The sequence below is a fragment of the Myxococcus vastator genome, assembly GCF_010894475.1.
GTDB lineage: Bacteria > Myxococcota > Myxococcia > Myxococcales > Myxococcaceae > Myxococcus > Myxococcus vastator.
Genome location: NZ_JAAIYB010000825.1, coordinates 1 through 1,535, shown reverse-complemented (window position 1 = coordinate 1,535; position 1,535 = coordinate 1). Strand labels below are relative to the sequence as shown.

Genomic DNA, 1,535 nt, shown 5'->3' with positions numbered 1-1,535 from the left:
CGCGCCACCTGCGCCGCCTCCGCCTCCGCCCACCGGCGCTCCGCGGCCTCCACCGCCGCCACGGGCCCCCGGAAGGACTCCGCCTGGCGAACCTCCTCCAGCCGAGCCGCGCGCGGCGCCGCCTCCTCCAGGGCCGCCCTGGCCGCCTGCGCCTTCGCCTCCGCCGCGTGCTCCGCCTCCCGCAGCCCCGCCCGCGCGACATGCCACGCCGCCGCGGCTTGCGCGGCCTCGAGCAGCGCCTCCACCGCCTGACGCGCCCGGGACTCCTCCCCGAGCGCCGCCTCCGCCGCCGCGCGCTCCACCTCTGGCATCAGGGCAATCGCCGCCAGGCCCTGCGCCCGCTTCGCCAGCGACTCCTGCTCCGCCTTGTTCTTCTCATGCGCGGCCATGGACAGCCGGCTGTACACCTCCGTGCCCGTCATCCGCTCCAGCAGCTCCGCGCGCTCGCTGGCATCCGCCTTGAGGAAGGCCGCGAACTCGCCCTGCGCCAGCAGCGCCGAGCGGCGGAACTGGTCGAACGACAACCCCAGCCGCTCCTGGATGGCGGCCAGCACCTCGCCCTTGGTGCGGCCCGAGAGCTGCCCGGTGGCCACGTCCATCAACTGCATCTCCTGGGGCCGGAAGCGCCCCTCCGCGCGGTTGCGCGCGCGCCACACGGACCAGCGCGCCCGGTAGCGCCGCCCGTCCTTGCCCAGGAAGTCCACCTCCGCGTAGCCCTCGCCCGCGCCCCGACGCAGCATGCCGCGCACGTCGTAGGCGGACAGCCGCGCGTCCTCGTCCTCGTCCGCGCGCCCCACCGGCGCGCCGCCGCGCCCCCCCAGCCGGGGCGTGCGGTCGAACAGCGCCAGGCACAAGGCATCCAGCAACGTGCTCTTGCCCGCGCCCGTGGCGCCGGTAATCGCGAACAGGCCCAGCCGGTCCAACGGCGGCTGGTCCAGCTCCAGCGCGAAGTCCCCCGCGAAGCTCGTCAGGTTGGAGCCGCGAATCGCGAGCACCTTCACGGCGACTCCTCCTGCACGTCGGTCAGCAACGTATGGAAGGCCTCCAGCAGCGCCGGCGCGGGGGGCTCCTCGAAGTCACGGGCGTAGCGCGCGCGGAAGACGTCCTCGGGCGTGCGCTCCTTCAGGGAGAGGCCCGGCTGCACCTCCGCGAGCGCGCCTCCTGTCCCGGTATAGGCGGGCGTCAGCTTCACCAGCCGCGCCGCCTTCCCCTCCAGCACCTTCTCCACCTTCTGGCGCAGCGCGGGCTCCGGCCGGGGCAACGACACGCACACCTCCAGGTAGGGCCGCCGCCACTCCAGCGCGTCCGCGTCATGCGCCGGCAGGCCCTCCAGTTGCGTCAGCACCGCGTCCAGGGGCGCCGCGTCCCGCGGAGGCACGCGCACCATGTCCGTGGTCCGGGGCACGGGCAGGGCTTGCACCTGGCCCAGCGCGTCGCCTTCCAGCTCCACCAGCAGCACCTGATGCCGGTAGCCCGCCTCCGACAGCGACAGGGGCAACGGCGAGCCGCTGTAGCGCACCCCCTCGCGCCCGCCC

2 protein-coding genes are annotated in these 1,535 nt (G+C 75.3%); both read right to left on the bottom strand.

Annotated elements, in window-relative coordinates:
* Positions 1-1,001, bottom strand: a 1,001-nt coding sequence (locus tag G4D87_RS37660; RefSeq protein WP_163787576.1) for an AAA family ATPase, incomplete at its 3' end; no start/stop codon positions are given.
* Positions 998-1,535, bottom strand: a 538-nt coding sequence (locus G4D87_RS37655) for an exonuclease SbcCD subunit D C-terminal domain-containing protein (protein ID WP_205507886.1), incomplete at its 5' end; no start/stop codon positions are given. The genes G4D87_RS37655 and G4D87_RS37660, both read right to left, overlap by 4 nt.